We start from the raw sequence: 25,692 nt of genomic DNA on the forward strand, positions 1-25,692 counted from the left end.
CTGACAGGTGTGATACAAAAATTGGATCAATTCAATTCAGGATTAGACTGGCAGTGCGTCGCTCAGCGGCTATTCTGCTTAAAAAACATGTGGGCGAATCCTGCCTGCATGAGAACCGCGGTCCCCATGAAGTGGCCGTATCGGAAGAAGACCAAGGGAGGAAAACTTATGACCCACATCTATGGCCGCGCCGCTGCCATTCTGCTTGCCAGTACCATCGCGGGACAGGCCGTCGCACAGGACACGGGCGTTACCGTGGTTCTGAGCGAGGAACTGGATCTCGTCGACCCGTGCATGTCGTCACGTTCGAATATCGGACGGGTGGTGCAGCAGAACGTGGCGGAAACCCTGACCGAGAACTTTCCTGAGGAGGGGCTGCAGCCGAGGCTCGCCACCAGTTGGGAAGACATGGGCGATGGCAAGTGGCGGTTCAGCCTGCGCGAGGGCGTGACGTTCCACGACGGTTCGGCCTTTACCGCTGGAGATGTAGCGCATTCCATCGCGCGCACCGTGGGTGACCAGATTGTTTGTGAGAACGGCGCCAAGTTTTTTGGTGGTATGACGCTCACGACTGAGGTCGTGGATGACCTGACCATCGACATTACCGCGGATCCGGCTCAGCCGATCCTGCCTCTGCTTATGTCGACACTGACCGTGGTGCCGTCCGAGACGCCAATGGACAGCTTTGTCGACACGCCGATCGGTACCGGGCCCTACACGTTCGATGAATACGCCGTGGGTCAGCATATTAAGCTGAGCGCCTTTGACGGTTACTGGGGCGATACCCCGGAAGTGACGGACGCGACTTACGTGTTCCGCAGCGACAGCGCGGTGCGTACGGCCATGGTGCAGACCGGCGAGGCGGATATTGCGCCAAACATCGCGCTGCAGGATGCCACCAACCCTGAGATGGATTTCTCGTATCCCAACTCGGAAACGGTATACCTGCGGCTGGACCATGAGATCGCTCCGCTTGATGACGTTCGGGTGCGCAAGGCACTGAACCATGCGGTTGACCGGGAGGCCTTTATCGGCACGGTTTTGGCGGATGGTACCCTCCTGGCGACCGGTATGACGCCGCCTTCGACCCTCGGTTACAATGACGAGCTTGAGCCGTTTGCCTACGATCCGGACCAGGCCAAGGCGCTGCTTGAGGAGGCCGCTGCCGATGGTGTGCCGGTGGATACCGAGATCAAGCTGGTGGGCCGTGTCAACAACTGGGGCAACGTGCTGGAAACCATGGAGGCGTTGCTTCAGATGTTCCAGGACGTGGGTTTCAACATGGAACTCGAGATGAACGAGGTTGCCACGTGGGACGAGTACTACTCGAAGCCCTTTGCAGACGACCGCGGTCCAATCATCGTGGCGTCGCAGCATGATAACGCGAAAGGTGATCCGGTGTTCTCGATGTACTTCAAGTACAACTCCGAGGGCCTTCAGTCGGGTATCAAGGACGAGAAAACCGACACTCTGATGGCCCAGGCCACCGCCGCCACCGGAGACGAGCGCGAGGCGCTCTGGCGTGAGCTGTTCACCCACCTTCACGAGGACGTGGTGGCTGACGTAATGCTCTTCCACATGGTTGGATTTTCCCGCGTAAATCCGCGTCTGGATTTCACGCCGTCAATCAAGACCAACAGCGAACTGCAACTGGCCCAGATCTCTTTTAAGTGATCTGATGCCGGAATGCCGGGGCGGCGGATACCGCCGCCCCGGAACACCAGCCTGGGGGCAAGTCCATGAAATCCTTTCTCCAAAAGCGCGCCGTTGCCAGCGCCATATCTTTGGCTGGCCTTATCGTACTTGTTTTTTTTCTCTCCCGGCTGACAGGTGATCCAACCACGCTTTATCTGCCCGTCGACGCGTCCCTGGAAAGCCGTGAGCAGTTTCGGGAGCTTCACGGACTAAATGATCCGCTGATCGTGCAGTTCGGCAGTTACCTGTCGGATCTTGCCCGGCTTGATTTTGGAGACTCAATCCGCCGGTCGGAGCCCGCGCTCGATGCGGTGCTGCGGGCGTTTGTGTGGACGTTGCAACTGGCCGTGATCACCATGAGCCTTGTGACGGTTATGGCGATTATCGTCGGCTCACTGGCTGCGTTTCATGTGGGGGGCGTGTTTGACCGGATTGCCACGTTTTTCTCACTCATTGGGGCGAGTGCGCCGGATTTCTGGATCGCGATTGTGGCGATCGTTCTGTTCTCGGTGAACCTGGGATGGGTGCCTACTTCGGGTACGGGAACGGTCTGGCACTGGGTGTTGCCGGTGGCGGTTCTGTTCATTCGGCCGTTTGGTCTGATCCTACAGGTTGTCCGGGGGTCGATGATTACGGTTCTCAGTTCGGCTTACGTCAAGACGGCACGGGCCAAGGGGGTGCGCAACCGGGCGATTATTTTTGTGCATGGTCTGCGCAACGCCATGCTTCCGGTCATCACCGTTATTGGGGATCAGGCGGCGGCGCTGTTGAATGGGGCAGTGGTGGTAGAGACGGTTTTCGGGTTTCCAGGTGTGGGCAAGCTGATGATCGACTCTATTTTGCAGCGGGATTTTACCGTGGTTCTGGCCGCGATTTTTGTTACGGCCGTGGCGATCTTTATCATGAACATCATTATCGACATCATCTATGCGGTGCTTGATCCGCGGATCCGGTACTGAGAGGCTGTGAGATGACCACGGGAACCGACAGCGCAGGCGGCACGACGCCGATTACGGAGGTGCCGCAGAGCAGCGCGGCGCGGCAGATTTTTCGCATGCTGTGGCGTGACAAACTGGCCTTTGCGGCCGCGCTTTTCCTCGTGCTCATGGTGCTCTGCGCGGTTTTGGGGCCCCTGATGCTGGAGGATCAGGCAACGCGGCAGAATTTGCGCGGGCGCAATGCGCCGCCGTTTGATTTCTCGCGTGACTGGCTGTTCTGGCTGGGCGGCGACACCCTCGGGAGGCCACTGCTGGCCCGGATTATCGTAGCCGCGCAGAATACGTTGATGGTGGCCGCGGGTGCGGTTGTCTGCTCGTTGATCATTGGGACGACACTCGGTCTGGTCGCTGGATATTCGGGACCCCGGACGAGCCAGGTGATCATGCGGTTTGCGGATGTAATCATGTCCTTTCCGTCATTGCTGCTGGCGGTGATCGTGCTCTACATGCTCAGCCCATCGGTGGGGAATCTCGTGATCGTTTTGGCGATTACACGCATTCCCGTTTACCTCCGCACCTCGCGGGCCGAGGTCCTGGAGGTGCGGGAGCGGATGTTTGTGCAGGCCGCTCAGGTGATGGGAGCATCAGGCAGGCGGATCGTTTTTCGCCATATCCTGCCGATTGTCATGCCGACGCTGGTGACAATTGCGACGCTGGATTTTGCGTTTGTCATGCTGGCGGAGAGTTCGCTCTCGTTCCTTGGGATCGGTATTCAGCCGCCTGAGATCACCTGGGGTCTGATGGTGAGCCAGGGGCGGCCGTATCTGACCACGGCGTGGTGGCAGTCGTTCTTCCCGGGGCTGGCGATAATCATGACCACGCTCAGTCTGAACCTGTTGTCGAACTGGATGCGGACCGCGCTCGATCCGGTGCAGCGCTGGCGGCTGGAGATTGCGAGGAAGAAGAAATGACGGGCGATCATCTGCTGGAGGTCAGGGACCTTTCCGTCGATTTTCACACGGCCGGCGGCACGGTTCATGCGGTTCGCAATGTGAACTGGCATCTTGGACGCGGTGAGACGCTGGCGATTTTGGGTGAATCCGGTTCGGGCAAGTCGGTTTCCGCATCGGCGATCATGAACCTGATCGACTGTCCGCCGGGTGAGATTGTCTCCGGCGAGATCCTGTTCGAGGGGCGGGACGTTCTGAAAATGTCGCAGGAGGAGCGGCGTGACCTGAACGGGCGTCGCATAGCGATGATCTTTCAGGACCCGCTAAGTCATCTCAATCCGGTCTATACTGTTGGATTTCAGATTGCCGAGGTGATGACGACGCACGGCACGCCCAAGGCGGAGGCGCGGACACGGGTGCTCGACCTTCTGGAGCGGGTAGGCATTCCGGAGTTCGAGACCAAAATCGACGCCTATCCGCACCAGTTCTCCGGTGGGCAGCGTCAAAGGCTTATGATCGCCATGGCACTGGCGCTTAAGCCCGACATTCTGATCGCGGATGAGCCAACAACGGCACTGGATGTGACCGTTCAGGCGCAGGTCCTGGAACTGCTTGAGGAGTTGCAGCAGGAAACCGGTATGGGGATGCTGCTGATCACCCATGACCTTGGTGTGGTGGCGGAAACGGCGGACCGGGTTGTGGTGATGAATTCCGGTGAGATTGTCGAGGCCGGTACCGCGCGGGACGTGTATCACGCGCCGTCGCACCCCTATACGAGGAAACTGATTGGGGCGGTTCCGGGAGGCGGTGAGATGGCCCAGCCGCTGGATACGGGCATCAAACCGGTGCTGGAAGTAAACAGGCTCAGTAAGCACTACGGCAATTTCGTGGCACTCGATAAGGTCAGTCTGACGGTGCTGCCGGGCGAGACGGTGGCCGTGGTTGGCGAGAGCGGGTCGGGGAAATCGACGCTTGCCAAGACACTGCTGCGCCTGGAGGAGGCGACCGCCGGCGAAGCGCTGTGGGAGGGCCGGGATCTTGTGACGATGGGGCAGGCGGAGCTGTTTGATCTGCGCCGGGACATCCAGATGGTGTTTCAGGACCCGACCCAGTCGCTCAACCCGCGCATGTCGGTCCATGACATTATCGCGGAGGCCTTCGTCATTCATCCGCAGATCCTTCCCAAATCGCAGTGGCGCGACCGGGTCCGGGACCTGCTCGCGCATGTGGGGCTCGAGGCGGCGCATATGAGCCGGTATCGGCACCAGTTTTCCGGCGGGCAGAGGCAGCGTATCGCTATTGCCCGTGCGCTCGCCCTGGAGCCGCGGCTGATCATCTGTGATGAGGCGGTGTCGGCGTTGGATGTATCGATCCAGGCGCAGGTGATGGGATTACTGGCCGATCTTCAAAAGGAATTTGGCCTCAGTTACCTGTTTATTGCCCATGTTTTGCCGGTGGTGCGGGACTTCGCGCATCGGGTGATTGTAATGAAGAACGGAAAAATCGTTGAACAGGGTCCGGTGGCCCAGATTTTTGACGCCCCGCGTGAGGATTACACGCGAAACCTTATTGCCGCGGGTCTGCATCCGGACCCCGATATCCAGGCCGGCCGCCGGGCCGCGCGGCTGGAACTTCAAGGAGCCTGAGCCATGAGCAAACGCGACATTCTCGTCTTTTATCCCGCGCGCCCCAAAGCCATGGCCCAGCTGGAGGAGACCTATACTCTGCACCGCCTGGATGAGGCGACGGACAGGGAGGCTTTTCTCGCGGAGCAAGGGCCGAAATGTGTGGGGGCGGTGACGAACGGGCATGCGGCGTTGACCCGTGATGACCTCGAGCATTTGCCGAACCTCGAAATTGTGGCCTGTTCCTCAGCGGGGTTTGATACGATTGACGTGGATTCTCTGAAGGAGGCGGGGGTCGCGTTTACCAATACGTCGGCGGCGCTTTATGACGATGTGGCGGATACGGCGTTGATGCTGACGCTGGCGACGCGGCGGCATCTGGTGGCGGGGCATGCCCACGTTACCTCGGGCGCCTGGGGGCGGGACGGGCCGTATCCCCTGCTGTCGAATATTCGCGGCAAAAGGGCGGGTATTCTGGGTCTTGGTCAGATCGGTGATGCGATCGCGGCCCGGTTTTTACCGATGGGGCTTGAGATCGGGTACTGCAATCGGCGGCCGAAGGAATGCCCTTGGACCTATTTTCCGACGCCAACCGAGTTGGCCGCCTGGTCGGATATTCTGGTGGTTGTCATTCCCGGCGGACCGGAGACGGAGGCTCTGGTCGGTCGTGAGGTGATTGAGGCGTTGGGGCCGGAGGGAACGCTTATCAATGTTGCCCGTGGGACTGTGGTGGATGAGCCGGAGATGATTGCGGCGCTGAGGGACGGGCGGCTCGGCAATGCCGGGCTCGACGTGTTCCTCAATGAGCCGAATCCGGACCTCGAGTTGACAGCTCTGCCGAACGTGACGCTCTATCCACATCATGCATCCGGTACTGTGGAGACGCGGGATGCGATGGCGCAACTGGTGGTGGACAACCTGAAGGCACATTTTGCGGGGCGGCCGCTTCTTACCCCGGTCATTGAGGTGGCGCAGGCGCGGGCTGAGACCGTATGACCGGCGTGCTGTCCTATTTCCGGTGGCCCATTGGTTTTACCGTGCTGGGCCTCGTCATGGCGTTTTTCCTCGGCTACTGGGCCGATGGCAACTGGGCCGGGGCGCTTTCATTCCTGCTGATCGGGTCGGTTCTGGCGGTGCTGGAGATATCGCTTTCCTTCGACAACGCCATCGTGAATGCTAACAAACTCAAGGATATGACGCCGGAATGGCAGCAGCGGTTCCTGACCTGGGGTATTCTGATCGCGGTGTTCGGGATGCGGATCGTGTTTCCGCTCGCAGTGGTGGTAATTGCCGCGCGTATCGGGCCATGGGAGGCAATAGTGCTCGCGGCGGCGGAGCCGGATGAATACGCGCGGATCATGCATGACGCCCATATTTCCATTTCGGCCTTCGGCGGGACGTTTCTGATGATGGTGGCGCTGAGCTACTTCATTGACGAGGACAAGGAGGTCGACTGGGTCCATACGATTGAGCGGCGGCTACGGTCCTGGGCGACGATCCGGGGCCTCGAGATCGTTCTGGTGTTGGGGCTCGCGCTTTTGTTTGTGGTCAACCTTCCCGCGGATAAGGGGCAGGAGTTTCTCTTTGCGTCGGTATGCGGTCTGCTGGTGTTTTTGCTGGTTGAACTGTTGGGGCAAATCCTCGACAGCGCAAATGAGGCACAGAAGGCCGCGGCGCAGGGCGGGTTGGGCGCGTTTCTGTACCTTGAGGTTTTGGATGCGAGTTTTTCGTTTGACGGGGTGATCGGGGCCTTTGCGCTGACGCAGAACCTTTTTCTGATCGCGATTGGTTTGGGGATCGGAGCATTTTACGTGCGGTCGATGACAATCATGTTGGTGCAGAAAGAGACGCTGGCTGAATTTCGGTACCTCGAACACGGGGCGTTTTATTCGATCCTGGCGCTGTCCTTCATCATGTTTGCAAATTCGATCTGGCATGTACCGGAACTGGTCACCGGGCTGCTCGGCGCAGGGCTGATTGGGCTCGCGCTGATGTCGTCGCTGCGCTACAGGCGTCTCGTGGATGATGAGCGGGCCGGGGCCCCGCCAGGCCGGTAATGGCCGGCAGGTCTCAGCAGTAGTCTTCCGGCCCGATGGACTGGGCCGCGGAGTAGCGGGCGCCGTGACACCAGCCGGGGGGCAGGTGACGGTCGATTTCCGCCAGTGTGTCCGCGTCGAGACTGAGATTCGCGCCCGCCACGAGTTCGCGGAAATGGTCCGTGCTGCGCGTGCCTGGGATCGGGATCACTGTTTCGCTGCGTGTCAGGAGCCAGGCGATGGCAAGTGCCGCCGTTGAATGACCCAGATCGCGGGCCAGGTCGCGCAGGGGCTGGCTGGCGGCGATATTGCGGGGCAGGTTCTCAGACGTGAAACGCGGATTGGTTTTCAGGAAGCCCGAAGCCTCCACCCGCTGCGGCGTCGGTGGTGTGTCCGTCAGCAGGCCACGTCCGACCGGACAAAAGGCCACGAGGGCCGTGCCCAGTTCCTCACAGGCCTGGATGAGACCAAGTTCCGGAGCGCGGGTCTGAAGGGAGTATTCCGACTGCACGGCGGCGACCGGATGCACCTGTGCCGCGCGGCGCAGGGAGGTGGGTGCGATTTCGGAGAAGCCGAAGCGGGCGATTTTTCCCTTCGCGATCAGGTTTGCGAGTGTGCCGGTGACTTCCTCGATTGGGATGTCCGGATCGCGCCGGTGGACATAGTACAGTTCCACCTGGTCAACTCCGAGGCGTTTCAGGCTTTTGTCCAGTTCCGCCTTAAGATGGGCGGCGGAGTTGTCGAACCTGCGCGCGCCGGTGTCAGGGTCGGTGGTGATGCCGCCCTTGGTGGCGATGCGGAACGGAGAGGGACCGTCGAGGCGGGCCAGGTAACAGCCAATGACTTCCTCCGACCGGCCTGCTCCGTAGACGTTGGAGGTGTCGATGTGGTCGATGCCGGCCTCGCGGGCGGCGTCGAGGATGGCGTGGCTTTCGGCCTCTGTGGTCTCACCGTAGAAAGGGCCGAAAGACATGCCGCCGATCCCGACGGACGACACAGGAGGTCCGTCGGGGCCGAGTTTGCGGGAGTGCATCAGGTGAGGTCCGCAGGCAGTACGTCGCCGGGGATGTTCTGATAGCACACGGGCCGGAGGAACCGGCGGATGGACAGGGTTCCCACGGATGTCGCGCCGAAGTTCGTGGAGGCCGGGTAGGGGCCGCCGTGAACCATTGAGTCGGCAACTTCCACACCGGTAGGGAAGCCGTTAGCAAGCACGCGGCCGGCCTTGCGCTCAAGAATTGGAAGCAGGTGTCGCGCCATTTCGGCGTCGCCAGCGTCCATCTGCAGGGTGCAGGTGAGCTGACCGACGAGAGAGCGTGCCACGGTTGCCATTTCCTCGGCGTCCTTCACCCGCACCACGAGGCCGAGCGGGCCGAACACTTCCTCGCCCAGATCCTCATTCGCGAGCCAGGTCGCGCCGTCTGTCTCGTAGAGGTAGGGTGTTGCGGTGCGCATGTCGCAGGTGGAGGTCAGAACCTCGCGAACGCCGGTGCTGGCCGCAACGCGGTCGCGGCCGTCGCGGTATGCTTTGGCGATACCATCGGTGAGCATGGTCTGCTCACCGGTTCCGGCCAGACCCTCTTTTGCTGCTGCAACGAACGCGTCGGCGTCCGGTCCATCGATAACTACTGCGATGCCCGGGTTGGTGCAGAACTGGCCTGCGCCCATGGTGAGCGAGCCGGACCAGCCGGTGCCGATTTCAGCTCCGCGGGCCGACATGGCCTCGGGCAGCAGGAACATCGGGTTGACGGAGCCAAGCTCACCGAAGAACGGGATCGGCTCGGGACGCTGTGCGCAAAGGTCGAACAGTGCGCGGCCGCCGCCGAGGGAGCCGGTGAAGCCAACGGCCTTGATCAGCGGATGCTGGACCACGGCCTGACCGACATCGCGCTTGCCGCCCTGGATGTTCGAGAAAACGCCAGGGTGAATGTCGCAGGATTTGATGGCTGCGTGGATCGCCTCGGAGATGATCTCACCGGTTCCGGGATGGGCGGAGTGGCCCTTGACCACAACCGGGCAGCCGGCGGCCAGTGCCGCGGCGGTGTCGCCACCGGCAGTGGAGAAAGCAAGCGGGAAGTTCGAGGCACCGAACACGGCAACCGGCCCGATGGGACGCTGCATCATGCGCAGGTCCGGACGGGGCAGCGGTTCGCGGTCGGGCAGGGCGCCGTCGTGCCGGCGGTCGAGGTAGTCCCCCTGCTCGATGTGATCCGCGAAGAGGCGCAGCTGACCAACGGTGCGTCCGCGTTCGCCCTGGAGGCGTGCCTCGGGCAGGCCGCTTTCGCGGGAGCCGATTTCGGTGATGAGGTCGGCGCGGGCCTCAATCTCGTCCGCGATTGCGCGCAGGAATTTGGCACGGTCGGCCCGGCTGGAATAGCCGTAGGACCAGAACGCCTCTTCGGCGGCTTCGCAGGCGCGGTTCACGAGGTCAGGCGTACCGACGGAAAACTCGTTTGCCGGCCCGGAGGCGGGTTCGTTCTGGAAGGTTGTCTCACCGGCAATCCATTCTCCGGCGATCAGGTGTTTTCCATGAGGTTTGAAGCTCAGGTCGTCGAGCATTTCGAACTCCTAGCGGTTGTTGGCTTTACGCCATTCGGCAAATTTATCCAAGCTCTCTTCCCTTGTAGCGGGATAGAGCCCGATGATCGAGGCACCATTACGGACCTGTTCAATGGCAAAATCCTCATAGGCGGTCATCTCCACCGCCTCGTCCGCGATCTCATCCGCAAGATGCGCGGGAATAATGATCACGCTGTCGTCGTCGCCCACCACGATGTCACCCGGGAAGACCGGAGCGTCGCCGCAGCCAATGGGCTCGTTGATGGCGATTGCCTCGTTCGTGGTGAGGTTGGTCGGGGAGGACGGGCGGTGGTGATAGGCGGGCAGGTCCAGTTTCGCGATGTTCATCGCGTCACGAAAGCCGCCATCCGTGACAATGCCCGCAGCACCGCGCATCATGAGACGGGTGATGAGGATGTCGCCCGCGCTGGCCGCATAGGCGGATTTGCGGCTGTCCATGACCAGCACGTGGCCTTCGGGACAGGTCTCAATAGCGACACGCTGCGGATGTTCGGGGTTACGGAACTCGGCCAGTGTGTTGCGGTCCTCGCGGGCCGGCATGTAACGCAGGGTGAAGGCCGGTCCGACCATGTTGCGTCCCTTTTGGGACAGCGGCCGTACATCCTGGATGGCCTGGTTGCGCAGGCCCCGCTTGTAGAGGGCCGTGGCGATGGTGGCCACCGAGATGCCTTCGAGTTTTGCTTTGGTTTCCGGCTTCAGCGGGTGGTCTGTCATATTTTTCCGTCCCTCAGATCAGGCCGTTTGCGGCCATGAATTCATCCAGTTGTTGTTGTTGCGGGCCGGTGAGCGGCCACGCGGAAGGTGGTCGTGTCGGGCCGCAGTCGAGACCCTGTGCCAAAAGGGCGGCTTTCACCCCAGTGACGTTTGTGCCGTTCTGTTCCTCGGCGCGGATGTCCTCGAAAGCGCGCATTCCGGCAATCAGCCTGTTGGCCTCACCATAATTGCCCGCATCGAGTGCGATGTGGATCGCGACAGACCGTTCCGGCCAGACATTGATCAGTCCGGAGGTGAAGCCCCGCGCCCCCACAGCGTATAGCGGAGGTGCCCAGACTTCGGCCAGCCCTGCAACCCATGTAATGGCCGGATCGCTCGCCTCAATGGCTGCTGCGAGTTTTAGCGGATTGGGAGTGGCCCATTTTACGCCCTTCACGCCTTCGACCGCGCAGAGTTCGGCGATTTTGGCCGTGCCCATTGCGTCGTTGCGAAGGTAGAGCATCAGGGGCAGACCGTTGCCCGCATCGGCCACGGCTTTCAGGTAGTCGACAGTCCCGCGGGGGCTGACGAACGGATCTGGGGGCTGGTGAACCATGAGGGCGGTCGCACCGGCCTCGGCAGAGGCTTTGGCGAGGCGGCAGGCGTCGCGCAGTCCGCGACCGACACCGGCGAGCAGGGGTGCGCGGCCATCCATCAGGTCGGCGACCTCACGGACCATGGTGCAGGCCTCGTCGGTGGTCAGGGCGTAGAATTCTCCGGTATTTCCGTTGACGACCGGCATGTGAACGCCGGCTGCCAGGGCGCGATCGAGTATGGGCCGGAGCCGCCTGGGGTCGATGTCGCCCTGGTCGTCGTAGGGCGTGACGAGGATGCCGGAGATGCCCGCAAGGGCAGCGTCGAGGTCCGGTGTCGATGTGTCGGCCATTGGGCCTCCTCCTGAGAGTCTAGTAGATGTCGGGTTCGCCGGCGGCGGGGCCGTGTTCCCGCGTGAGGTAATCGAAGTCGCAGCCGGTGTCGGCCTGGCCGACATGCTTGGAGAACATCCAGCCCCAGCCGCGCTGGAAGCGGGGTTCGGGCGGGGTCCAGACGGCGCGGCGGCGTTCAAGTTCGGCCTTATCCACCAGCATGTCGAGCGAGCGGTTGGGCAGGTCCATGCGGACGATGTCGCCAGTCTGGAGCAGGGCGAGGGGGCCGCCAACGAAGCTCTCGGGGGCGACGTGGAGCACGCAGGCGCCATATGACGTGCCGGACATGCGTGCGTCGGAGATCCGCAGCATGTCCCGGTGGCCCTGGTTGATGAGGGCCTTGGGGATGGGGAGCATGCCCCATTCCGGAAAGCCCGGGCCGCCCTGGGGGCCGGCGTTTCGCAGGACCAGTACGTGGTCGGGCGTGACGTCGAGGTTTTCGTCGTCGACGGCCTTTTTCATTTCGGAATAGCTGTCGTAGACGAGGGCCGGGCCTTCGTGGACGTGGTATTTCGAGTCACATGCGGCGGGTTTGATCACCGCGCCCGAGGGGGCGAGGTTGCCGCGCAGAACCGCCAGGGAACCCTCGTGATAGACCGGGTTGGAGAGCGGGCGGATGACGTCGTCGTTGTAGACCTGGGCTTCGGAGATGTTATCCGCGACGGTGTGGCCGTTGACGGTCAAGCAGGCGGTGTCGAGACGGTCGGATATCTGTTTCATCATCGCGAGCAGGCCGCCCGCGTAGAAAAAATCCTCCATGAGGTAGTCTTTGCCCGAGGGGCGGACATTGGCCAGCAGGGGTGTGTCGCGCCCGAGCGCGTCGAGGTCATCAAGGGACAGGTCCACACCGGCGCGGCGGGCCATGGCGATGAGGTGGACGACGGCGTTAGTGGAGCAGCCGGTGGCCATGGCGACGATGGCTGCGTTTTTGACGGCGGCCGGGGTGACGATGTTCTGCATCGACACGCCTTCCCAGACCATGTCCACGATGCGGCGACCGCAGCCCGAGGCCATGCGTGAGTGGTTGGCGTCAACGGCGGGGATGGAGGAGGCGCCGGGCAGGGTCAGCCCGAGGCTGTCGGCTATGGCGGTCATGGTGGAGGCGGTGCCCATGGTCATGCAGACACCGTGGGAGCGAGCGATGCCGCCCTGGACGCCGCGCCACTGTTCGGCGGAAATGTTGCCCGCGCGGCGCTCGTCCCAGTATTTCCAGGCGTCGGAGCCGGAGCCCAGGATCTGGCCCGCGTAGTTGCCGCGCAGCATGGGTCCGGCGGGCATGAATATGAAGGGAACCCCGGCACTGAGCGCGCCCATGATGAGCGCGGGCGTGGTTTTGTCACAGCCCCCCATGAGAATCACGCCGTCAAAGGGGTGGGACCGGATGACTTCCTCGGTCTCCATGGCGAGCATGTTGCGGTAGAGCATGGAGGTGGGTTTGGTGAACTGCTCATCAACGCTGAGAACGGGCATTTCGATGGGGAAGCCGCCCGCCTGATGGACGCCCCGTTTCACCTCGCGGGCGCGTTCCGGGAAGTGGCCGTGGCATGAGTTGATTTCCGACCATGTGTTGAGGACGCCGATGATGGGTTTGTCGCGAAACTCCTCTTCCGCGTAGCCCAGCTGCATCATTCGGCTGCGATGTCCGAACGAGCGCAGATCGTCGGGGGCGAACCAGCGTGCGCTGCGCAGCTGGTCGGGCGTGATGCGGCCGTCTTTTGGCATGGCTTCCTCCGATGTTGATACGGCCGATTCTACGGCCAATTTTCTGTATGTATGCGTATACATTTACCGGCGTCAACGAATTTAGCCCCAAAAAAAGGGTTAAGGCGAAAATTATTGACACGGCATGCCGATTCGTGATGAGAGGCTATGTATGCGCATACATGGCGCTGGATGGGCAAGCTCATCCCAACCCCAAAACCAACAGCGGGCCGCGTTCAGGCCTTCGGGAGGACCATTTTTCATGATCCGCAATTCTCTTCTTACGGCCGTCAGTGCCGCCGCCATTACGGTCGCGGGTGCGGCCACATTCGCGCAGGAACTGCCGCGGAACGTGCGCCTTGTCATCGGGTCGACCTCAACGGGAGGTGACACGTATCAGAACTCGTCCATCGTGGCGGATGCATTGGCCGAACATCTGGGCATTAACGTCAAAGTCGATGCGGTTGGCGCGTCAGAAGCTTTCAAGGCGTTGGGTCGGGACAGCCGTGGCACCACACTAATGATCTTCCACGACCAATCCTACCTGGGGAACCTGTATGGCCGCGAGGGTTATTCCGACCCCTTCGCCAACTATACCGTCGGGCCGACGGTCGCGATAAATCCGGGCAATGCCTATCTCGTCTCCTGCGACAGCCCCTACCAGACGATGGAAGACATTCTGGGCGCGGCCGAAAATGGTGAGCGGGTTCGTGTCGCCATTCAGCCAGGTGGCGTGTCGGAGATCGGTTTTTCCGCCATGAAAAATGCCGCTTCCGTGCGCTCGCCCGGGTCGGAAGAGAATCTGGTTGCAGTCAATACCGGTTCGCAGTCCGACAAGAACCAGGCGATGTGGGATGACCTGGCTGACGTAATCAACGGCTCAATCCAGGCCAATGAACAGTTCACGCAGTTGCCAGAGGATGATGAGAAGTGCATGCGCTTCGTCTGGATCACCGCGCGCAGTGCAACGCTGGAGCAGGCCCCGGAAGCCGGTATGGGCGATACAACCCGCGACGATTTGTTGCAGTATGCCGCTCCGAACGTTGAGGTGACGCTTGATGGCGAGCAGAACTTCACCTTCGACAAGGAGTTCTTCTTCCTGTTCAACCCGGAAATGGACCCGGCCATTATTGAGCAGGTCGACACTGCACTGTCGGAAATTTTCGCGGCTGGCGAAATTCAGGAGCGTCAGAAAGCGTCGTTCTTCATCCCCAACTACCTGTCTATCGAAGACGCGCAGGCTCATCTGATGGACAAGCGTGACACCTACGGCGAGGTGATCCAGCAGATTTCCGGCGGTTCCTGACGCCGGATTGTCCCGGGGGTAACCCCCGGGGTCTTTTGCGACAGCGCGGACCCGGCGGTAACACGGGTCCGCGCAAATAGCGGAACCCGGTCTTTTGAGACCTGGTCCCGGCCACTTCATGGAGGGCGCATCCCATGGACAGTCTGACATCGATAACCATTGATTTCGAACGCTCGCACCTTGTGTTCCCACGCATCGTCGGGGTGGTGCTCTTTGTTTTGCTTGTGGCCATTCTGATCCGCGACCGGCGGCGGATCGCCGGCGCGGGAACCTACTGGCGCGACGTAATGGCGGAGATGGATAAGGTTCGGTTTTTCGGAACCCTGGGCCTTACACTGCTTTATTTCTCGCTGATGGTGCCGGTGGGGAACATTTGGCCCAACACCGGCCGCGGGTTCCTGTTCTGCTCCATGCCGTTCGTGATGGCGATTGGGCTATTGTACATGCATGAGCGTACGGTTCGAAAGGCGGTCGCGCTGGCAGTTGTGGCCGTGGTGGGGCCGGTGTTCGTGTGGTGGCTGTTCACCTATCCCTTTTTCCTGACCCTTCCCTGAGGCGCGGCTGATGTTTGAGCTGATTTCCCCGCTGTTTCTGTCGCTGGTGGTAGGCGGCACCTTTATTGGCATCGTGTTTGGAGCCATTCCGGGCATGACGGCAACGATGGCCGTCGCGGTCTGTCTGCCGATCACCTATTCGCTGGGGCTTGAGAACGGTCTGGCGCTTCTGCTTGGGCTTTATGTCGGGGGCATCTCAGGTGGTCTGGTACCGGCTATTCTGTTGGGAATTCCGGGCACCCCAAGTTCGATCACCACCACGTTTGACGGCTTTCCACTTGCCCAGAGAGGTGAGGGTGAGAAGGCATTGCGCATTGGAATTGTGGCCTCTTTCGTTGGGGGGCTCATCTCCCTGCTCGTCCTGTGGCTTTTTGCGCCGGCGCTGGCGGATTTTGCTATCAAGTTTTCCTATGTGGAGAAATTCCTGATAATTCTGTTTGCCCTGACCGTCATGGCGGCCCTGTCGCGGGATATGCTGATTGGGATTTTCTCCGGTGTGTTGGGGATATTTATTGCGCTGATCGGAACCTATGACATTTCCGATGGAGGCAACGGGCGATATCGGCTGATCCCGCCGGGAACGGAGTACTGGCTCGACAGCGGGTTTTCGCTGCTGCCGGTTCTGATCGGCCTGTTCGGCCTCGCCGCGATACTCGAGCAGGCGGAACGGGGTGTGCCGAAGGGGCATTCGAAAGAGGATCTGAAGGTTGGTGGGAAATCGACATTCTCTTTTTCGATTTTCCGGGGGCAGACCCTTAACCTGATCCGGTCCTCGGGTATTGGCACCTTTGTTGGCATCCTCCCGGGTGTTGGCGGGTCGGCGGCGTCGATTCTGGCCTATTCGAACGCGAAGACCTTCTCAAAGAAACCTGAGGCTTTCGGCAAGGGGGAGCCCTCGGGCATCATTGCGTCGGAAAGCGGTAATAACGGCCTGACTGGCGGGGCTTTGGTGCCGCTCCTGTCCCTGGGGATTCCGGGGGACTCGACCACGGCGCTTCTTATCGGGGCTTTCACGCTGCAGGGTATCCAGGTGGGTCCGTTGTTCATTGGCAACAATCCGGACACATGGAACGCGATGATCTTTGCCATGCTGGTCGCAAATATTGCGATGCTGATGATGATGTATGTGGCGATCCGGTATTTCGCGCTGGTGGTGACGGTGCCGAAGCACATCCTGTTCCCGGTGATTCTGATGATGTGCGTGATCGGGGCCTACACGATAAATTACGGCATTATGTTCGATGTCTGGACGCTGCTGATCTTTGGCATTGCGGGTTGGGTTTTTGTGAAGCTGCGGCTGGAGGTCGCGCCATTTATCATCGGCTTCATTCTGGGACCTTCGGCGGAGGTGTATTTTGTGAAATCGCTGGAGAGCTTTGGCACACTGGGCATCTTCTTCACGAAAAGCTGGATTGCCATGGTGTTGTGGGTTCTGATTATCGGATCAGTGGCGGGGTCGGTTCTGCTGTCGCGGCGACAGGCGGCCCGGGACAGGGCGGCGGACTGACTTTTCCTGACCGGCGCAGGAGTTTAGGGTGTCGAGCATGGCAGACGGAAGTTCCAGGGATCAGGGCAGGGCCGGCGGCTCGCGGGTCACCATGGCGGCAGTGGGCCGCATGGCCGGTGTCAGCCAGGTGACGGTGTCGCGCGCTTTGTCGGATCCGTCGAAGGTCTCACCGGAGACCCTGCGCCGGATCCGTGAGGCGATTGAGGCGACTGGATTTGTGCCCAATGCGGTGGCGGGGGCCCTTGCCTCCAGCCGGTCGCGGCTGATCTCTGCTCTGGTGCCGTCCATTACCAACATCACCTATACATCCTTCATCAAGGAGTTCACCGACCGGGTGCGGGAGCATGACTATCAGGTGCTTCTGACGGAATACGGGTTCGACCGGGAGGATGAGGAGACAACGATTTCCCGCCATCTGTCGCGGCGGCCGGATGCGATGCTTCTGACCGGGATCAACCACACGGCGCAAGCGCGGCGCATACTGCTGGGCGCGGGCATTCCGGTGGTGGAGATATGGGAACTGACGGACAGCCCAATCGACATCTGCGTCGGTTTTTCCCATCACGGCGCCGGGCGTGAGGTGGCCGAATTTGCCATTGAGGCTGGATATCACCAGGCAGCAACAGTGTCGGCCAATGATGAGCGGGCGCTGCGCCGGGCCGCGGCCTTCGCGGAGACATTCACCCGTAAAGGCGGAGCCAGGGTGGAGGCTGTAAACCTCCCGGCTCAGGCCAGCCTGGCTGCCGGGCGGGCGGGACTGTCGGAACTGGTCGGGCGCATTGGCGGATCGCCGGGGGTTGTGTTTTGCAGTTCGGACCTGATTGCCCAGGGTATTCTGGTGGAGGCCCGGGCGCGTGGCTATGACGTGCCGGGCGACATTGCCGTGATCGGCTTTGGAGATCAGGAATTTGCCGCGCATCTGGACCCGCCGCTGACGACGGTCCGGGTGGATCGTAGCGAGATGGGAAGGATTGCCGCTGGTGCGATGCTCGACCGGCTCGGCCCCGGCGGGGGTGGTGAAACAATCTACGACCTTGGATTTGAGGTTGTGAGGCGGGCGACAGCCTGAGTGCCGTTGCGGATGATCGAGGGATAACCCGCGAAAATGTGATCCGGATCCGTTAAGTATCCGTAACACGTGTAGATGCCCGCCAGGCGGGCGACCCGGAAAGGGGGCACATGTGAGCGGACGATACGGAAAAGTGCCGCAGGCGCGACTTTCAAGGCTCGGGGCACTTGGCCAAATGGCCGGAGGTGTTGCAGCGGGCGCGGTGGGCGAGGGAATGCGGCGGTTTGCGCGGGGTGAGCGGCCGGGTATGTCTGATCTGCTTCTCACGCCCGGGAATGCGCGAAGGATCACCGATCAGCTTTCACGGATGCGCGGCGCGGCGATGAAGCTGGGGCAGATGATCTCGCTCGATGCGGGAGATGTATTGCCGGAGGAACTGACGGCCGTCCTGGCCCGCTTGCGGGAACAGGCGCATGTCATGCCGCCAAAACAGCTCAACCAGGTGCTGGTCGAAGCTTGGGGACGGGAGTGGCGACAGCAGTTTGAGCGGTTCGATGTCCGGCCCATTGCGGCGGCCTCCATCGGACAGGTTCACCGGGCGACGCTGAAATCCGGTCAGGTTCTGGCCGTCAAGGTGCAGTATCCGGGCGTAGCGGCCAGTATTGACGCTGATGTCGACAACGTGGCGTCCCTGCTGCGGTATTCCGGACTTTTGCCGCGCGGCCTGAACATTGGTCCGCTGCTGGAAGAGGCCAAACGGCAGCTGCATGAAGAGGCGGACTACCTGCGCGAGGCGCAGCAAATGCACCGTTATCGTCGGCACCTGAAGGATGATCCGCGGTTCATCGTGCCCAAGCCGGTTGATGACATGGTGCGGCCGGAGGTGCTGCCGATGGAGTTTCTGACCGGTGCGTCAATTGAGACTCTTTCTGAAGAAAGTCAGGAGCGCCGGAATGAGATGTGTGGCGCGCTGCTCGAACTCGTGGTGCGGGAACTGTTTGAGTTCGGCTACATGCAGACCGATCCAAATTTTGCGAATTTCAAATGGCGGGCGGAAGAGGGGCGGATTGTGCTGCTCGATTTCGGTGCCGCGCGGGCGGTGCCGGAGGGAACAGCCGAGGCCTATCGCAGGATATTGCAGACCGGGCTCGCGGAGGATTTCGAGGGAATGAAAGATGCGCTGGTCGAGCACGGGTTCGTGTCCGGGGCGCAGATGCAGCGGCATGGGTCGGCCGTCGACCGGATGATCCGTATTGTTCTTGATCAGGTCGCTATCGGGCGTCGTAGCGATGGTCTTTTTGATTTCGCCGACCGGGCCTTTGTCGACCGGTTGCGCGAGGCGGCGGCGCCCCTGGTGGCCGATCGGGAAAGCTGGCACGTGCCGCCCGCCACGACTTTATTCGTGCAACGTAAGATCAGTGGCACGGCTCTTTTCTGCGTTCGGATGCGGGCGAAACTGTCGGTCATTGAGCTTGCGCAACGTTATGCCGGGGAAGATGCTGAAACCGCGCGAAGGCGCGATTTCATGACGTCGAATCAGGAGGACGTGACATGAATCGAAGACAGGCCATGCTTTTGACCGCGTCAGCCGCGGCGTGTCTTGCGCCGAAGATGAACGGCGTTATGGCCGCAGGGCCAACGGACGCGTGGCAATTCAGTTTCACATCGCTTGAGGGCACGGAGATGCCCTTTGAAACATGGCGTGGCAAGGTTCTCCTGGTGGTAAATACGGCGTCGTTCTGCGGTTTTACCTCGCAGTACGAGGGTCTCGTGTCAGTCTGGCAGGACTACCGCGATGACGGGCTGGTGGTTGTCGGGGTCCCTTCCGGTGATTTCCGGCAGGAGTATGAGGATACCGCCAAGATCAAGGATTTCTGTGAGCTGACCTTCGGCGTGGATTTCCCGATGACAGCGCCGCTGCACGTAAAGGGGCCGGATGCTGACCCGTTCTACAAATGGGCCGCGGCCGAGACGGGCAAGCGGGTGACGTGGAACTTCAACAAGTATCTGGTTGGTCGTGACGGAAGAATCAAAACCTGGATGCCAAGCAGGCTTGAGCCGGACTCGGTTGAGGCACGGGCGGTGATTGAGGAGGCTCTCGCGGCACCGGCTTAGGTGCCTAAAGAAAACCAGTCCCGCGTATTATTTCTCCGGTCGGTTGGTGCGGGCGAGACGGCGGCACCTTTCGGAGCAGTAGATTACGTTCTCCCAATCGCGCTGCCATTTCCTGCGCCAGTTGAACGGTCTGTTGCAGATTGGGCAGACCTTGGATGGAAGGTCGGATTTTCGACGCATTTTCATTGAGGGTTATCTGGCGATAAATTTTGCCGGGAACGCGCTTGCGACCGATGCTTCGCTGTCCTGTGTCGTGATAAGATCGACCGCATGGTTGGCGAGTTCGGTCACCGGAACCTGAACAGTCGATATGCCGTTTTCGATCCATGCATAGAACGAAGGATCGCCGTAGCCCACAAAGGCAATTTTCCTGTCAATATTCCTGGTGCCATCAATGACCGCGCTCAATGCGCCGTTGGAGATTTCAAAGCCGCCGCAGAGTATCGCGGTAGCGCGATTTTCCTCTAAAATCATGTTGGCCTTGTCACGGCCCATCGCAAAGGAGGGCGCGCCGGTATGGATCATCTCTGGCGGGATGGTGAGGCCTGCTTCCGTAGTACCCTGAACAAATGCTTCGAGACGTCTGCGGCCGCTGGATAGGTCCCTTGTAGCACCGATATAGGCAATGTGAGTGTGCCCGGCCCGGGCGAGATGGTCCGTCGCTGCGCGAATCGCGGGGTCGTCATCAACCAGAATGGCGGGCGTGTCTGGCGCGTTGCTGCTCTGGCGGATCAGTTCGATGGTGCGCATTGACCCGGTGTTTGGAGTGTCCCCGTCCGTCCGGTTCGGGGCAGGCACCATGACGACCGATGAGGCCTGAACCTCCTGCAGACGGTCCAGGGCCTGCTGCTGGTTGGCGACGTCATCATTGGTCAGGTGGATGATAAGCTGGAGCGAGTGGCTCTCACAGGCGGTGGCCATGTCGTTGGCGAAACGCGCGTAGAATTCGTTGACGATGTTTGGAAGCAAAAGTCCAACGATTTTCGGGGCATCGCCGCGCATCACCATCGCGGCTGCGTTCCTGACATAGCCCAGTTCGCGGGCGCGTTTCTGGACGGCCTCGCGGGTTTCCTTCTGGACGTTGGGGCTGTTTGAAAGCGCCCGCGATACGGTCATGTGCGAGATGCCAAGGTCGTTGGCAATGGACTTGATTGTTACACGGTTCAACTTACTGCTCCTGTCCGGAAACCCCTATCACGGAAGAACGAGGCTTGACAAAAAAACAGATGCCAATATGAAATGTTCACGTGAACATAAGCAGCATGTAAAGTCGAAATGTCTCAATCCCTGCCGGAAAAATGCTGTGATCTGATCGAGGAACTGGGCCTCGGTCGTCGGGAAGAGGTGCGCGACGTTACGCCTTTGACAGGTGGGGTTGCGTCCGACATCGCGGCACTGAGGGTCGGTGACACACGTTACTGCGTGAAGCTGGCTTTGCCGAAGCTAAAGGTCGCGGCGGATTGGCGTGCACCTGTGCACCGCAATGCCGCCGAATATGCCTGGCTGGAGGTGGCGGCCCGGGTGGTGCCGCAATCGGCGGTTCGGCTGTTTGGTCGGTCCGAACACGCGCATGGTTTTGTCATGGAATTTCTGGACGGCCCGGACGTCCATCTTTGGAAGACCGCGATGCTGGAAGGCACTCGTCCCAACGGGGAGGCGCGCGCAGTAGGGGATGTGGTCGGGCGTATACATGCGGTGTCTTCCGGAGATGACTTCGACCGGTCCGCGTTTCGTAACCGCGATGATTTTCGGGCGCTGCGGATCGAGCCGTATCTGATTTCTACGGCGGGCCGGCATCCGGAACTTGAGGCACGGCTGCATGATTTGGCGGACGTGCTCTATCGGTCGGATCAGGTTCTTGTGCACGGGGATGTCAGCCCAAAGAACATTCTGATGCGCAACGGTGGTCCGGTGATACTCGACGCCGAATGCGCGACCATGGGGGACGCCAGTTTTGATCCGTCGTTCTGCCTGAATCATCTGGTGCTGAAGGCGATCCATCTGCCCGGGATGCGAGCGGCGTTCCTTGGAGAGATCGCGCGGTTCTGGGAAGGCTATGGCCCGCATGTGTCGTGGGAGGATCCCGCGGATCTGGAGGCACGTGTGTGTCGGTTGTTGCCTGCTCTCATGCTGGCCCGGGTCGATGGGAAATCGCCGGTTGAATATCTGGATGAGACACGACGGCAGCAGGTTCGCGCGCTGGCGCGGCCGATGATCGTGGAGCCGGTCCAAACACTCAGCGACTTAACCGAAACACTCAAAGCCCGATTGAAGGATTTGGACGCGTGACAGCGATTAGGGAAATAAAGGGCCGGCGGGTATGGGATTCCCGTGGCAGACCGACGGTAGAAGTGGATGTGATCCTCGAAAATGGTGTCATGGGTCGGGCGATTGCACCGGCCGGGGCGTCGCGGGGCACGCGTGAGGCGGTCGACCGTCGCGATGGCGGAGATGCGCTGCGTGGACAGGGTGTGCAAGCGGCTCTGCGCAGTGTGAACGGTGCCATTGCTTCTACACTGACGGGCATGGATGCGGCGGACCAGCGCGGCGTGGATCAGGCCATTCTGGAGCTGGACCCCTCGCCGCTGAAGGATACGCTGGGTGGCAATGCGACCGTGGCGACATCGCTTGCGGTGCTTCATGCCGCGGCGGCAGATGCGGGGCGACCACTCTGGCAGCACGTGTCAGGGACAACCGGGTTCAGCCCGTCGCTGCCTCTGCCCGAGATACAGATTTTCGGTGGTGGTGCCCACGCGGGGCGGCGGGTCGATATCCAGGACTTCATGATCATGGTGCCGGGTGCCGGCAGTTTTGACGAGGTCATGGAGGTGACCAGTGAGGTCTATTTCGCGGCGGGCGACATCATGAAATCGCGCGGAAAACTGGCCGGTGTCGCTGACGAGGGCGGCTGGTGGCCGGTCTTCGACAGCAACGAGGAAGCGCTGGAAACACTGATTGCCGCTATTGAGAAGGCCGGGGAAAAACCGGGCGAGCGGGTTGTGGTTTCGCTCGACATTGCGGCCTCGGAATTTGGGCGCGACGGGCGGTATCGCCTGGCGCTGGAGGACCGGGAGTTGGACAGCTCGGGGATGATCGACCTGCTTGGTGGATGGCTCGACAGCTACCCCATTGCGTCAATTGAGGACCCGTTGGCCGAGGACGACACGCTGGGCACCGTGGAATTTACGCGCCGGTTCGGCAATCGGGTGCAGATCATAGGGGATGATTACCTGGTGACGAACGCGGATCTGGTGCGGGAAGCGCAGAAGGACGGCGCCTGCAACGCAGTTCTAATCAAGGTCAATCAGGCGGGAACCGTGTCTGAGGGGTTCGAGACATTCCGCGCGGCGCAGTCAAAGGGGTGGGGTGCGATCGTTTCGGCCCGCTCCGGTGAGACGGAAGATGTGTCGATCAGCCATCTCGCAACCGGCCTCGGCGGTGGACAACTGAAGGTCGGCTCATTCACCCGCTCGGAACGGATGATCAAATGGAATGAATGCCTCCGGATTCAGGACGCATTGGGCAGTGCCGCATTCGTCGGCGGACGGCCCCTCGCCAATACGTGGTGGGGCCAAAGGAACTACAAGGACACCGCATTGTGAAACTTTCCCGCTATGGCGACCGTTACGGGCGCAAAATTCCCTGCATCATTGACAGCGATGGTACGCTCCGTGACGTGTCCTCGGTGGTTGAGGATTTTGGCCCGCGCACCCTTTCACCGGAACTGCTGGCACAGCTTGCGGCGCTCGATCCGAAGAGCCTTCCGGCGGCTGATATCGAGGGTAAGCGGCTTGCTCCGCCGGTAGCGCAGCCCTTCAACATCTGGTGTGTTGGTCTGAACTATTCGGATCACGCCGCGGAGGCCGGTCTGCCGGTTCCCGACGAGCCGATCCTGTTCAACAAGTCGACCGTGACTTACTGCGGTCCGAACGATGACATCCTGAAATCGCCCAGGATGACCAAACTCGACTGGGAGGTTGAACTGGGCATCGTCATCGGTAAGCCGGCCCTGAACATCACCAAGGCCGAGGCGATGGATCACATCGCGGGGTTTGTTCTCGTCAACGACGTCTCCGAACGCGCCTGGCAGATGGAACGGTCGGGGCAGTGGGTGAAAGGCAAGAGTTTCCCGAATTTTTGTCCAACCGGGCCGTTTCTCGCGACAAAGGATGAGATCGCCGATGTTCAGAAGCTGGGCATGTGGCTCGACGTGAACGGGCAGCGCATGCAGACAGGAAACACCGGCACGATGATTTTCGATGTGGCGACCATCGTCAGCTACATGTCCGAATTTACGCGGCTTGAGCCCGGCGATCTGATCTGCACCGGCACGCCCCCGGGTGTTGGGGCCGGTATGAACCCACAGGTCTGGCTCAATGAGGGCGACACCGTTCGCCTTGGTATCGACGGTTTGGGGGAACAGTCCCAGACAGTCGTGGCGACGGGAGCCGCGTGATGAACAGTTACGATTTTAAGGGCCAGGTGGCGGCGATCACCGGCGGGTGCAACGGAATTGGTGCGGCCGTTGCCGAACGGCTGGCGGCGTCCGGTGCCAGCATCGCGGTTTGGGACATGGACGTCAGCAGCCCGGAAGCGCGGGTCGCTGCGATTGGGGAGAACCGACTGGCCCTGATCCAGACGGATGTGTCCGATCTCGCCAGTGTTGAGGCCGCAATGGCCGCAACTGAAGCAAAGTTTGGCAAGGTCGACGTGCTGGTTAACAGCGCAGGCATTGCCGGGCCGACGTCCACACTTGCCGAGTATCCCGCCAATGCCTGGCGCAAGGTCCAGGACGTGAATGTCGACGGCACCTTCAACACCTGCCGTACGGTGACGCCGGGCATGGTTGAGCGCAATTACGGACGGATCGTCAATGTGGCGTCCATTGCGGGCAAGGAGGGTAATCCGAACGCGTCGGCCTATTCCGCGTCGAAGGCGGCGGTGATTGCGATGACCAAGTCATTGGGCAAGGAACTCGCCGGAAATGACATTGCGGTCAACTGCATCACGCCGGCGGCTGCTAAGACCCGGATTTTCGATCAGGTCTCTGAGGAATTTGTCGCGTTCATGCTCTCGAAAATCCCGCGCGGCCGTTTCGTGACGGTGGAAGAGATCACCAACATGGTGGCCTGGATGGCCTCCGCCGAGAACTCGTTCACCACGGGAGCGGTCTTTGACCTGTCGGGCGGGAGGGCAACCTATTGAGCGGTGCAACTCCCCTGCCGCAACAAAGGCTTTCCGGTCAGGTTGCATGTGTCACTGCGGCTGGACAGGGCATTGGGCGTGCCATCGCGGAGCGGTTTTTGGCCGAAGGCGCGGAGGTTCATGTGTCGGACATAGATGTGGGGCTCCTTGATGGCTTGGAGGCTGCGTCTACGACGGCGGTGGATGCGACTGATCCGGAGGCTGTAGAAAATTGGCTGTCGCGGCTTGCACGTATTGACGTGACGGCTCACGCCGTCGGGTTTGTGCATCACGGCACGGTGGAGGGAACGACGGATGCCGACTGGCGCAGGAGCCAGGGAATTTGTCTCGACAGTGCGTTCCACGTGGCGCGGTCAGCCGTACCGCGGATGCGGGAGCATGGCGGATCGGTGATCCTCGTAGCCTCGCTTGCGTCATCGCTCAAGGGGTATCCGTTTCGTGCGGCCTATGGGGCGGCGAAGGGAGGCGTGATCGGACTGATGAAAGCCTGCGCAGCCGACTATCTGAAGGACGGAATTCGCTTCAACGCGCTGTGCCCGGGCGTGGTGGACACACCGTCGCTGCGTCAGCGGATCGCGGACCTGGCGGAAGAACTGGGCAGCCTTGAGGCGGCTGAAAAATGGTTTTTGGACCGTCAGCCCGCCGGGCGTTTTGCCAAACCGGAAGAGATTGCCTCGACAGCCGCATGGCTTGCGTCTGCGGATGGAGCCTTTGTGACGGGGCAGACGGTGAATGTCGATGGCGGGATCTCGATCTGAGGACGCGCCGATAAATACCCAAAAAACCAATCGG

24 protein-coding genes are annotated in these 25,692 nt (G+C 61.0%); 17 read left to right on the forward strand and 7 right to left on the reverse strand.

Annotated elements, in window-relative coordinates:
• Window positions 1–168 precede the first annotated feature (168 nt).
• The 6 genes from ACP15P_RS17180 (at window position 169) to ACP15P_RS17205 (ending at window position 7,265) form a co-directional block, all read left to right on the forward strand.
• Window positions 169–1,674 (forward strand): ABC transporter substrate-binding protein, encoded by a 1,506-nt coding sequence (locus ACP15P_RS17180; RefSeq protein WP_424929689.1) that lies wholly within the window; start codon window positions 169–171, stop codon window positions 1,672–1,674.
• Window positions 1,675–1,739: 65 nt separating this feature from the next.
• Window positions 1,740–2,654, forward strand: coding sequence for an ABC transporter permease (locus ACP15P_RS17185; RefSeq protein WP_424929690.1), 915 nt, complete (start codon window positions 1,740–1,742; stop codon window positions 2,652–2,654).
• 11 nt (window positions 2,655–2,665) lie between these two features.
• Window positions 2,666–3,604, forward strand: a complete 939-nt coding sequence (locus ACP15P_RS17190; protein ID WP_424929691.1) for an ABC transporter permease — start codon at window positions 2,666–2,668, stop codon at window positions 3,602–3,604.
• Window positions 3,601–5,229, forward strand: coding sequence for an ABC transporter ATP-binding protein (locus ACP15P_RS17195; protein WP_424929692.1), 1,629 nt, complete (start codon window positions 3,601–3,603; stop codon window positions 5,227–5,229). The genes ACP15P_RS17190 and ACP15P_RS17195 overlap by 4 nt, the downstream gene beginning before the upstream one ends.
• Before the next feature lie 3 nt (window positions 5,230–5,232).
• Entirely contained in the window at window positions 5,233–6,204 is a 972-nt protein-coding gene (locus ACP15P_RS17200) for a 2-hydroxyacid dehydrogenase (RefSeq protein ID WP_424929693.1), read from the forward strand.
• A complete protein-coding gene (locus tag ACP15P_RS17205; protein ID WP_424929694.1) occupies window positions 6,201–7,265 on the forward strand; it encodes a DUF475 domain-containing protein in 1,065 nt (354 codons plus the stop codon). Before ACP15P_RS17200 ends, ACP15P_RS17205 begins: the two co-directional genes overlap by 4 nt.
• Before the next feature lie 13 nt (window positions 7,266–7,278).
• On the opposite strand, the gene ACP15P_RS17210 is transcribed toward ACP15P_RS17205, so the two are convergent.
• From ACP15P_RS17210 to araD, 5 genes are read right to left on the reverse strand one after another with little or no spacing between them, the layout of a single operon-like run.
• A complete protein-coding gene (locus ACP15P_RS17210) occupies window positions 7,279–8,277 on the reverse strand; it encodes an aldo/keto reductase (RefSeq protein WP_424929695.1) in 999 nt (332 codons plus the stop codon).
• Window positions 8,277–9,803: an aldehyde dehydrogenase (NADP(+)) gene (locus ACP15P_RS17215; protein ID WP_424929696.1), complete on the reverse strand. Its 1,527-nt coding sequence runs from the start codon at window positions 9,801–9,803 to the stop codon at window positions 8,277–8,279. The genes ACP15P_RS17210 and ACP15P_RS17215 overlap by 1 nt, the downstream gene beginning before the upstream one ends.
• Before the next feature lie 9 nt (window positions 9,804–9,812).
• Window positions 9,813–10,538: a ribonuclease activity regulator RraA gene (locus tag ACP15P_RS17220; RefSeq protein WP_424929697.1), complete on the reverse strand. Its 726-nt coding sequence runs from the start codon at window positions 10,536–10,538 to the stop codon at window positions 9,813–9,815.
• A 13-nt stretch (window positions 10,539–10,551) separates the two neighbouring features.
• Window positions 10,552–11,463, reverse strand: a complete 912-nt coding sequence (locus tag ACP15P_RS17225) for a dihydrodipicolinate synthase family protein (protein ID WP_424929698.1) — start codon at window positions 11,461–11,463, stop codon at window positions 10,552–10,554.
• A 19-nt stretch (window positions 11,464–11,482) separates the two neighbouring features.
• The gene (gene araD, locus ACP15P_RS17230; RefSeq protein ID WP_424929699.1) at window positions 11,483–13,225 is read right to left on the reverse strand and encodes an L-arabinonate dehydratase; all 1,743 of its coding nucleotides are present in this window, start codon (window positions 13,223–13,225) and stop codon (window positions 11,483–11,485) included.
• A gap of 241 nt (window positions 13,226–13,466) precedes the next feature.
• Here araD and ACP15P_RS17235 point away from each other — a divergent pair, with 241 nt between their 5' ends.
• The 6 genes from ACP15P_RS17235 to ACP15P_RS17260 all read left to right on the forward strand — a co-directional run bounded on the left by ACP15P_RS17235 (window position 13,467) and on the right by ACP15P_RS17260 (window position 19,695).
• A complete protein-coding gene (locus tag ACP15P_RS17235) occupies window positions 13,467–14,510 on the forward strand; it encodes a hypothetical protein (protein WP_424929700.1) in 1,044 nt (347 codons plus the stop codon).
• Between the two features lie 134 nt (window positions 14,511–14,644).
• The gene (locus ACP15P_RS17240; protein WP_424929701.1) at window positions 14,645–15,064 is read left to right on the forward strand and encodes a tripartite tricarboxylate transporter TctB family protein; all 420 of its coding nucleotides are present in this window, start codon (window positions 14,645–14,647) and stop codon (window positions 15,062–15,064) included.
• Between the two features lie 10 nt (window positions 15,065–15,074).
• A complete protein-coding gene (locus ACP15P_RS17245) occupies window positions 15,075–16,571 on the forward strand; it encodes a tripartite tricarboxylate transporter permease (RefSeq protein ID WP_424929702.1) in 1,497 nt (498 codons plus the stop codon).
• Between the two features lie 37 nt (window positions 16,572–16,608).
• Window positions 16,609–17,640, forward strand: coding sequence for a LacI family DNA-binding transcriptional regulator (locus ACP15P_RS17250; protein WP_424929703.1), 1,032 nt, complete (start codon window positions 16,609–16,611; stop codon window positions 17,638–17,640).
• A gap of 112 nt (window positions 17,641–17,752) precedes the next feature.
• Entirely contained in the window at window positions 17,753–19,135 is a 1,383-nt protein-coding gene (locus tag ACP15P_RS17255; RefSeq protein WP_424929704.1) for an ABC1 kinase family protein, read from the forward strand.
• Window positions 19,132–19,695, forward strand: a complete 564-nt coding sequence (locus tag ACP15P_RS17260) for a glutathione peroxidase (protein WP_424929705.1) — start codon at window positions 19,132–19,134, stop codon at window positions 19,693–19,695. Before ACP15P_RS17255 ends, ACP15P_RS17260 begins: the two co-directional genes overlap by 4 nt.
• A gap of 27 nt (window positions 19,696–19,722) precedes the next feature.
• Here the strand turns inward: ACP15P_RS17260 and ACP15P_RS17265 are convergent, their stop codons facing one another.
• Both ACP15P_RS17265 and ACP15P_RS17270 read right to left on the reverse strand, forming a co-directional pair.
• Window positions 19,723–19,881 carry a DUF2256 domain-containing protein gene (locus tag ACP15P_RS17265; protein WP_424929706.1) on the reverse strand — a complete coding sequence of 53 codons (159 nt, stop codon included), beginning with the start codon at window positions 19,879–19,881 and terminating at the stop codon, window positions 19,723–19,725.
• A gap of 6 nt (window positions 19,882–19,887) precedes the next feature.
• Window positions 19,888–20,862 (reverse strand): LacI family DNA-binding transcriptional regulator, encoded by a 975-nt coding sequence (locus tag ACP15P_RS17270; RefSeq protein ID WP_424929707.1) that lies wholly within the window; start codon window positions 20,860–20,862, stop codon window positions 19,888–19,890.
• 108 nt (window positions 20,863–20,970) lie between these two features.
• Between ACP15P_RS17270 and ACP15P_RS17275 the strand changes: the two genes are divergently transcribed.
• From ACP15P_RS17275 to ACP15P_RS17295, 5 genes are read left to right on the forward strand one after another with little or no spacing between them, the layout of a single operon-like run.
• Window positions 20,971–21,984 (forward strand): phosphotransferase family protein, encoded by a 1,014-nt coding sequence (locus tag ACP15P_RS17275; protein WP_424929708.1) that lies wholly within the window; start codon window positions 20,971–20,973, stop codon window positions 21,982–21,984.
• Complete coding sequence (eno, locus tag ACP15P_RS17280; protein ID WP_424929709.1) at window positions 21,981–23,297, forward strand: phosphopyruvate hydratase; 1,317 nt, start codon at window positions 21,981–21,983, stop codon at window positions 23,295–23,297. The genes ACP15P_RS17275 and eno overlap by 4 nt, the downstream gene beginning before the upstream one ends.
• A complete protein-coding gene (locus tag ACP15P_RS17285) occupies window positions 23,294–24,151 on the forward strand; it encodes a fumarylacetoacetate hydrolase family protein (protein WP_424929710.1) in 858 nt (285 codons plus the stop codon). The genes eno and ACP15P_RS17285 overlap by 4 nt, the downstream gene beginning before the upstream one ends.
• The gene (locus ACP15P_RS17290; RefSeq protein WP_424929711.1) at window positions 24,151–24,900 is read left to right on the forward strand and encodes an SDR family NAD(P)-dependent oxidoreductase; all 750 of its coding nucleotides are present in this window, start codon (window positions 24,151–24,153) and stop codon (window positions 24,898–24,900) included. The genes ACP15P_RS17285 and ACP15P_RS17290 overlap by 1 nt, the downstream gene beginning before the upstream one ends.
• The gene (locus ACP15P_RS17295) at window positions 24,897–25,658 is read left to right on the forward strand and encodes an SDR family oxidoreductase (protein WP_424929712.1); all 762 of its coding nucleotides are present in this window, start codon (window positions 24,897–24,899) and stop codon (window positions 25,656–25,658) included. The genes ACP15P_RS17290 and ACP15P_RS17295 overlap by 4 nt, the downstream gene beginning before the upstream one ends.
• The last annotated feature ends 34 nt before the right edge of the window (window positions 25,659–25,692 follow it).

It is taken from the genome of Amaricoccus tamworthensis (assembly GCF_049800875.1).
Lineage (GTDB): Bacteria > Pseudomonadota > Alphaproteobacteria > Rhodobacterales > Rhodobacteraceae > Amaricoccus > Amaricoccus tamworthensis.